This is a genomic window from Candidatus Melainabacteria bacterium RIFOXYA2_FULL_32_9 (genome assembly GCA_001784615.1).
Lineage (GTDB): Bacteria > Cyanobacteriota > Vampirovibrionia > Gastranaerophilales > UBA9579 > UBA9579.
On the sequence record MFRQ01000038.1, the window covers coordinates 3,528 to 12,633 of the forward strand.

The following is a 9,106-nucleotide window of genomic DNA, read 5'->3' on the forward strand; positions in this document are numbered from 1 at the left end:
GAATAATTACAGATCATGCCAGATGCGTATGCTTCCTCATCTCTGACGGCTTAATTCCAGGTAATGAAGGAAGAAATTACGTATTAAGAATGATTTTAAGAAGGGCTTTAAGACACGGAAAAATATTGGGTGTAGAACTACCTTTCTTATACAAATTGGTAGACACTGTTGTTGACAATTATAAAGAAGCGTATCCTGAACTTGAAGAAAATAAAGAAAAAATTATTAACATAATAAAAGCTGAAGAAGAAAGATTTAAGCAAACAATCGGCAGAGGTGAATCCTTACTTGATGAGATTATAGAAAAAGTAAAAAATACCAGCGAAAAACAAATTTCAGGGGCCGATGCTTTTAAGCTTTATGACACATATGGATTTCCTCTTGAATTAACTATTGAGATAGCTGAAGAGCAGGGTATTTCTGTTGATAAAGAAGGTTTTAATCAGGAAATGCAGGAGCAAAGAGAAAGAGCTAAAAAAGCTCAGGCTACTGTAAGATTAACCGATGAGCTTATATACGTAGATACTTTAAATCACGTTGGTCCAAGTGTATTTCTTGGATACTGCACCACACAAGCTGAAGACTGCACAATAAAAGCAATTATTAAAGATAATGAAAGAGTTAACAGCGCAAGTCAGTGTGATGAAATTGAGATAATACTTGATAAAACCCCATTTTATGCTGAATCTGGTGGTCAAATCGGTGATACTGGTCAAATAACAGGTAAAGATTTTAAACTTGAAGTTGTAAATACAATAAAATTTGATGAATTATTCATACATAGAGTCAGAATTTTAACCGGAATGGTAAAAACAGGTGAGACAGCTTCAGCTATTGTTGATACAAATAGAAGAAAAGATATAATGATTCATCATACAAGTGCGCACATGCTTCAAGCCGCACTCAGACAAGTTCTTGGTGAAACTGTAGCTCAAGCTGGATCCCAGGTGACTCCAGACAGAACCCGCTTTGACTTTTCATTTGATAGAGCTTTATCTCAAAATGAAATAAATGCTGTTGAAAGCCTAATTAATGACTGGATTAATCAGGACATAAAAAGAGAAACAGTCGAAACTACACCGGAGCAAGCAAGAGAACTTGGCGCAATAGCTTTATTTAACGAAAAATATGGTGACAAAGTAAGGGTAGTAATAATCGGAGATGTAAGTAAAGAACTCTGTGGAGGCACTCATGTAGACTCTACAGGAGAAATCAGGCTGTGTAAAATAGTATCAGAGGGTGCTATTGCAGCAGGAACCAGAAGAATTGAGCTCGTTTGCGGTGAATATGCATTGACATATTTGAATACATACTTTAATGAGCTTAATAAAATTTCACAAACTCTAAAAGTTCCGCCATTAGAATCTTCAGAAAGAATAGATAAAGTAATTGAAGAGACAAAACAATACCAGAAGCAAATAAAAGCTCTTGAATCAGTAATTGCGGAGGGCAAAGTTGACTTATTGGTTAATACAGCCAAAGATATTCCTGATGGAAAATTGTTAATATCAAGAGTTGACGGACTTGCACCAGATGCATTAAGAACAGCTGTTGAAAAATTATCAGATAAATTAGGAAATAGCATAATAACCTTAGCATCTGTACAAGACAGCAAAATCTCCATTATCGCTAAAGCTTCCAAAAATTTTATAGATAAAGGAGCTAATGCAGGTCAAATAGTTAATGAAATAGCTACAATGTGTGAAGGAAGAGGCGGAGGAAAACCAAACTTTGCTCAAGCAGGTGCTAAAGATCCTGCTAAACTTGATGAAACGCTATTGAAAATATATGAAAAGCTTTCATCTATTTAAAATAACTGCAAAAACTAAAATGCAAATATTTACAATCAGATATTTACGTTTTACGTATATTTAAGTTTTACATATTAATTAATTTTATCTACTATTCCAAATCCGCTATATCTTGTATAATAAGTAATGTTTATTATTTTTTGGATTTTATTTTCAGATATAATTTTTATATATTTATAATCCAACATATTAATAATTAAGTTAGAATAGTTGCTTGTAGAAATAAAATGAATATAAATGCAGAAGAAAATAATCCTATTAGACTAGCAGAAATTACTTCATTAGAACAATTTAAATATGTAGTCGAGAAAAGAATAGAGCGTTATCAGGATAATCACAAAGGCTTTAGTATATTTATACTGGAATTTTGTTTCGTGGATAGCAGCTATTCTTTACAAATGCCTATTTTAATTGAATCTATTGCTAATGCTATACGTCACAATATTAGAGATGCTAATGACTGCTATACCATTGACACCAAAAACAAATTTATCATACTTTTTGGAGAAAGCAATACAAATCTTGCACTTATAACAATCAATAAAATTATTAGTGAGATAGATCAGCAATTTAGTGAATATGTAAGATTAGATGTAGGAATAGCACAATATCCACAAGATGGAATTACTTACAACGAGGTTGTACGAGCAGCAGCTCCGTCTAGTTTAGGCACAAATAAACATAACAAATCCAATTTATCCCATAACTTACAGCTTAATAACCTGCACGAAAAACCAAATAGGCTTGATATAAACAGAAAAAATAAAGAAAGATTATTTAATCAGTTAATTTATTTGGTTAAACACATAAATGACTATGATTCATTTCTTTCTCAACATTCGGCTCAAGTTACCATAGGAACCATTATATTTGCAAAGGAACTTGATTTACCCTGGTATGAAGTTGAGAAAATAGCAGTAGCATCACTCTTACACGATATAGGCTATACTGCATTTCCCCATAGCTTATTCAAGAAATCTGAAAAGTTATCATCAGAAGAGTGGAAATTAGTTAAAGTACATCCGTACATAGCTTGTGAGCAAGTACTTCGTCCACTTGAAGTGTTTGACGATTATATACCGATAATTCAGGACCATCATGAATATATTGACGGATCGGGTTATCCAAAAGGTAAAAAAGGAGATCAAATTTCTCTTGGCTCTCAAATTATATCCATAATTGATTCTTATCAAGCTATGACAGCAGAAATGACGTATAGAAGGTCTTTTGATTTTGAAGATGTTATTGACACTTATATTCGTAATGCTGGGATTAAGTGGGAAAAAGATTTGATTACTATATTTACTGCTATAATTGCAGATCCAATAATTCGTAAGAAATTAGCAGGAAAAAAAGAGATAGAATTTGAGAATTTATTATTATAATCTCCTTAGAAAACAAGTTAACATTATATACAACTAATTCGATATATAGTAAAATATTTTGGGGAAGCTTATTGGACAATAAAGATTATGACAGACAAAATCAATGAAAAAGTTATAAATATATTTACAAGACACAAAAAACAATTACCAATACTTGATGAAGAAAAAGTTATCAGAAGTGATGACGGTTTTTATTATATCTGCGTTAAAAAAGATGATAATGGCCGAAATTTTGATGAAGATAAGCTTTTAAAGAGTTCTAATGATTGCCATTATCTAGTAAAAGTTATGGTCAAACATTCTGAATATCCTTACATATACAATTATAAGGTACCTGGAGAAGATATTTTAGATTTTCTAAAACCTTATACTAATAATGAGATAGAAGGGAAAATCCTAGAGATTAATAAATATTACCCGCACGAGCTTGCATAATTATATTTTTAAAGCAAAACAAAGCTATCTTTTTCTATAATTTACTAAATATAAAGGATTTGTGGTAATATTTAATAAAATATCAAGAATAACAGCGTAAAGCTGATTAAACTTTTTAAAATAAATGCACTATTATAAAACTTTTATATTTATATTGCGTCTAAATAATTAGTCAAAACTGGAAACATTTTTATAAAGGCATAGTTAAAACAGTGATATCAAAAGAAATAACCCTATCCCAGCAAGATATGCTGGAAAAAATTAATAAAGTTTTATTAGAAGTTAATAAGCCTTCAAGATATATAGGTCAAGAAATAGGCAGTTTAAATAAAAGCTGGAATTCAGCTATAGTTAAAACAGCAATTGCCTTTCCTGATTTATACGAAATAGGTATTTCAAATCTTGGTCATAGAATTTTATATCATATAATTAATCAGGAAAGCTCTCAGGAACTTCTCGCTGATAGGGTTTACGCACCGGCTATAGACTTTAAGCAGAAATTAGCTGAAAATCAAATTCCACTTTATGGAGTTGAAAGTCTTATGCCGCTGAGTGAATTTGATGTAATTGCTTTTTCACTCCAATACGAACTTAGCTACCCGACTATTCTGGCAATGCTGGAAATGGGACAAATTCCAATTAAATCAGAGGAAAGATCTAATTCTGATCCTATAATACTTGCAGGTGGACCGGGATGTTTTAATCCGGAATCGCTTGTTGATTTTATTGATGTATTTGTTATTGGTGATGGAGAAGAGGTTCTCATTGAGATTTTAAATGAGATAAAAAAATCAAAATTAAATAAAATTTCTAAAGAAGAAACTTTGAGAAATCTTCAAAAATTAGAAGGGATTTATATTCCAAAGTTTTATAAAGCTGATAGTGAGTTTTCCAGACCATATCCTGCAAGTGAAGAATTCCCAGAAATAATTAATAAAAGAATAGCAAGCTTAAAAGACCAGAATTATCCGACCAATTTCCCAGTTCCCTATTCCTCATCTGTTCATGATAGAGCAGTTATAGAGATAAGGCGTGGATGCGGAAGGATGTGTAGATTTTGCCAATCCTGCTTTGTAAATCTTCCCATAAGAGAACGAGAACCTGAAAGTATAATTGAGCTTACAGATAAAGTTCTTAAAAATACAGGCTATGATGAATACTCCTTATTATCTCTATCTTCAAATGATTATATAAATATAGAAGAACTGGTTTGTGCTTTAAATCAGAGATATGCCAAAACCGGGGCTTCAATATCATTACCAAGTCAAAGAGCAGATGCTTTTAGTCTGGAACTTGCAAATCAAGTACAATCAGTAAGAAAAAGCACTCTAACTTTTGCACCTGAAGCAGGAAGTCAGAAACTTAGAGATGTTATAAATAAAAACCTGAATGAAGACCAAATATTAAACGCAGTTTTATCTGCATATCAGGCAGGCTGGAATAAAGTTAAATTATATTTTATGATTGGTCTTCCAACTGAAACATTTGAAGATCTTGATGAAATAATAAACCTTCTACAGAAAATTAAAAATAAGGCTAATGAGTTAAAAAGAAGTCTTAATGTCAATAAACACCTGGATATTACCTGCACTGTATCAATTTTCGTTCCAAAACCTTTTACTCCATTTCAATGGTGTGATCAAGATAGTACAGAATTAATTAACGAAAAAATAAGGTATTTAAAAGAAAAAGTTAGACAATTAAAAGGTGTTAAACTTAATTTTCATGACAGTTTTCTAAGTCAGCTTGAAGCAGTATTCGCCAGAGGTGATAGAAAATTAAACAAGTTAATAGAATCTGTACATAAAAAAGGTTCTTATCTCGATGCCTGGGATGAGCATTTTAACAAAAAAATCTGGTATCAATCAGCAGAAGAGTTAAATATCTGTTTTGAAGAATATGCCTCAAGAAAAATCTGCTTGGAGTCTGGACTTCCATGGGATATAATAAATGTTGGAATTGATAAAGATTGGTTAAAAAAAGAATTTACTAAAGCAACTAATTATCAATCATCAATCCCCTGCGATGAGGCCTGTTCAAACTGCGGCGTTTGTCAGTCATTTAAAAAAGAGCCTATAATAAAATCAAAAGAGCAAATTAACATTTCTAGTGACAATAATCAAAGTCAATTAATACAAGAAAAGAATTCTGCACATAAATACAGATTAAAGCTACAAAAAACGGGCAGTTTAAAATTTATTTCTCATCTTGATTGGCAAAGAATGCTGTATAGAGCAGTAAGAAAAGCAGAAATAAAAGTAAGTTTTACACAAGGATTTAATCCTTCACCTAAAATATCTATCGGTATGGCTTTACCATTATTCGTAGAAAGCTATGATGAATATTTAGATATAGAGTTAATAGAAGAAATGCAAGAAAACGCATTATTGGAAAAATTAAATCAATTTCTACCGGAAAATTCCAAAATAATGAAAATTGTTAAAATTTCTAAAGAGGAAAAAGCTATTGATACAAGGATCAATTGGGCAAAATACTCTGCTATGCCTATTGACTCTGATACCCTAAAAAAAATAGACTTAGAGTGTATTGTCAATAACGTTCTTTCTAAAGAAAATATTTTTATCGAGAAAGAAAAACATAAAGGCTTAAAAAAATTAATAGATATAAGACCCTATATAAATTTTATTAAAGTATGTGATGATTGCCTTTACAGGTTAGAATTTATTTTAATGACAGGTCAAAATGGCACTTTAAGGCCAGATGATTTTCTTAAGTTTTTGACTCCCGATATTAAATGGAATATCGCTAGAGAAAAATTGCTGGATTGCAATTTTAAAGAATTATTATAAGTTTATATATGTTTATTTATGAGGAAAAAAGTTTAGTATGAACAAATCAATCATTATCTCAGAACGCGATAATATCGCTGCTGTTACGGCCGAAGGCAGAGTAATAGAATTTTTTATCCATCGTGGCAATATGCTATTAGGAGACGTATATTTGGCACAAGTAGAAAATATACTGCCAAGTATAGATGCTGCTTTTGTAAATGTTGGCGGGGATAGAATGGGTTTTTTACATGCATCAGACGTGGCAGGCAAAGGAGCTTTAAAAGATAAATTAACTCCAAAACAATCTCTAGTAGTACAAATTATTAAAGAGCCTACAGGACATAAAGGCCCTAGAGTAACAACTTCAATAAGTTTACCTGGTAGATTTCTTGTACTTATGCCTGATGAAAAAGGCATAAGTGTAAGTCGTAAAATCACTGCAGTTAAGGAACGTGCCAGATTAAAATCTGTTGTTAGTTTACTTAAGCCTGCTGGGGTTGGTGTAATCATTAGAACTGAAGCTGAAAATCAATCAGAATCTGAAATTCAAGAAGATTTAGAATTATTATTAGAAAGATGGAATAACATAGTCGCTGCAGCAGACACAGTTACTCCTCCAAATCTCCTTTATAGAGACCAGGATCTTCTTTATAGGGTCATTAGAGAAGCCTGTACAGAAGAAGTAAAGGAAATTATGGTAGATACACCTTTTGCTCTACATAGAACAAATCAGTTACTTCAGACCTGGAATATAGGTAGTGGCATTAAAGTATCTTATTATAAGGGTTCTGATCCTTTACTTACCGCCAAAGGAATTGATAGAGAAATCAGATCAGCACTTCAAACAAAAGTTAACTTACCAAGTGGAGGTTATTTATATATTCAAACCACTGAAGCTTTAAGCGTAATCGATGTTAACAGCGGTAAGTTTACAAGTTCTGCCACTCAGAATGAAACTATTAGAAAAACTAACCTTGAAGCTGTACAGGAAATATCAAGACAATTAAGACTAAGAAACATTGGCGGCATGATCATTATCGACTTTATTGATATGGAAAATAGAGTTGACCAATTGGCAATTCTAGAGGAATTAGAATTAGCTCTTGAACCTGATAAAGCAAAACCACAAGTTGGCCAATTATCTGACCTTGGCCTCGTAGAACTTACAAGGCATAGACAGGGCCAAAGTTTAGCTGAATTATTTACTAAAAAGTGTCCTGCCTGTTCAGGAACAGGTGCTGTAATTGAAGAATTTAACTTTGCATCGCCGCCTGTAGAAGCTGAATTCAAGGTTAGACCTGCAAACACAAAAATAAGAATGCCTCAAAAAATTAATAATAACCATAACAACAATCATAATAATAAAATAAAACCTATTATTGCTGAGAATATAGTTCAAAAACAAACTCCTGATGTGACTAAACCCATAAATACTGAAGAAAAAGCAGTTACTCCAAAAAAAATAAATACTACTCCTTCCGTAGTCGCTTCAACAATACAAAAAACTCAGAAAGAAGAAAAACCTGAAATTCAAACTTTAGAGCTAAATGATGAAGCTGTCAAACAGTACTTCAGCTCAGATGGATACATTCCTAACTTATCCAAAGTAATTGTATTTGCGGCTATCCCATCAAGAATAGCAAGAGAATATATGGATGAATCTTATAATGTAAATGTATTCTCAATACTTCAAGAATTAGAAAGCACTGAATATGTTATTAATGAAGCACAAGAGGAAATTAAACAAAAACCTGAAACTATAAATCTTGGATACCAAACATCTTCAGTTCAAATTGAAAAAAAAGTTCATAATAAGATCGAAAATAAAGAGCCTGTAAAACTCGCACAGACTCCTTCTGTACAAGAAAAAGTTGCAAAACCAGCAGATGAAAAAAATTCTGTTTTAGAAAATGCCTCTAATTCAGCTAATATTGCTAAATCAGAATCTGAGGCACAGAAACCTATAAGAAGAGGCAGGAAACCAAGATCAGCTTCCTCTGCTAAAAGTAGAACAAATGCAAAAAGCAAAACTACAAATAAGGAGTAAAATAAAATGAACCTAAAAAGAAGCATAGCTATAGTTTCATTTTGCTTCTTTTTATCATTGAATAATTTTGCATACTCTGCTGAAGGAATAGGTCCTCCTTTAGTCAAAGAACCTTCAATTATAACAACAAAACAACCCCAAGGCATAGTCCAGGGAGGTGCTGCTCAACAACCTTCCATCCCTAAGCCACCTAAAGAAATGCCCAAACTAACTGAAGCTGATAAAAAATTTGAAGGTCTCAATGAAACTCAAGTGAAACAAGAAATCTTAAAACAAGATTTCTTACCATTTGTAATGGTATCTAAAATACTGCCTTTCTTATTATTAATTATATTAGCTTTAATTATTTTAGTCCTGCTAATTAAACGCTTGAAAACAAAACCTTCCACTCCTCAAAAAACAACCCAGCCAATAAAAGGAGAAAAGGAAGAACCGCAAACAATCACCGATGCAGTTGTATCATTTGTCAAACACAGATTAAGAAAATAACCAAGTTTATATTTATAAGTAAAGCCAGAGTGATTATTTACTCTGGCTTTTATCTATTGCTAATAAGAACCTATCCGACAAAAAAACGTCTAAAATTTTAAGTTCAGAAAAATAACTTAAAAGGTTTAGACAAAAATGAGCAAAAAC

Annotated in this window: 5 protein-coding genes and 1 pseudogene (1 of these 6 running past the window's edge); all 6 read left to right on the forward strand. The window is 31.9% G+C overall.

Going from position 1 to position 9,106, the window contains the following annotated elements; translation table 11 throughout:
* A pseudogene (locus tag A2255_06565) lies at positions 1 to 1,811 on the forward strand (alanine--tRNA ligase) (it extends 844 nt beyond the left edge of the window).
* Positions 1,812 to 2,038: 227 nt separating this feature from the next.
* On the forward strand, positions 2,039 to 3,196 hold the full coding sequence (locus tag A2255_06570) for a hypothetical protein (protein OGI22186.1): 1,158 nt from the start codon (positions 2,039 to 2,041) through the stop codon (positions 3,194 to 3,196).
* A gap of 87 nt (positions 3,197 to 3,283) precedes the next feature.
* Positions 3,284 to 3,631, forward strand: coding sequence for a hypothetical protein (locus A2255_06575; GenBank protein OGI22187.1), 348 nt, complete (start codon positions 3,284 to 3,286; stop codon positions 3,629 to 3,631).
* A gap of 212 nt (positions 3,632 to 3,843) precedes the next feature.
* Complete coding sequence (locus A2255_06580; GenBank protein ID OGI22188.1) at positions 3,844 to 6,441, forward strand: hypothetical protein; 2,598 nt, start codon at positions 3,844 to 3,846, stop codon at positions 6,439 to 6,441.
* A gap of 37 nt (positions 6,442 to 6,478) precedes the next feature.
* The gene (locus A2255_06585) at positions 6,479 to 8,470 is read left to right on the forward strand and encodes a hypothetical protein (protein OGI22189.1); all 1,992 of its coding nucleotides are present in this window, start codon (positions 6,479 to 6,481) and stop codon (positions 8,468 to 8,470) included.
* A gap of 6 nt (positions 8,471 to 8,476) precedes the next feature.
* Positions 8,477 to 8,959: a hypothetical protein gene (locus A2255_06590; protein OGI22190.1), complete on the forward strand. Its 483-nt coding sequence runs from the start codon at positions 8,477 to 8,479 to the stop codon at positions 8,957 to 8,959.
* The last annotated feature ends 147 nt before the right edge of the window (positions 8,960 to 9,106 follow it).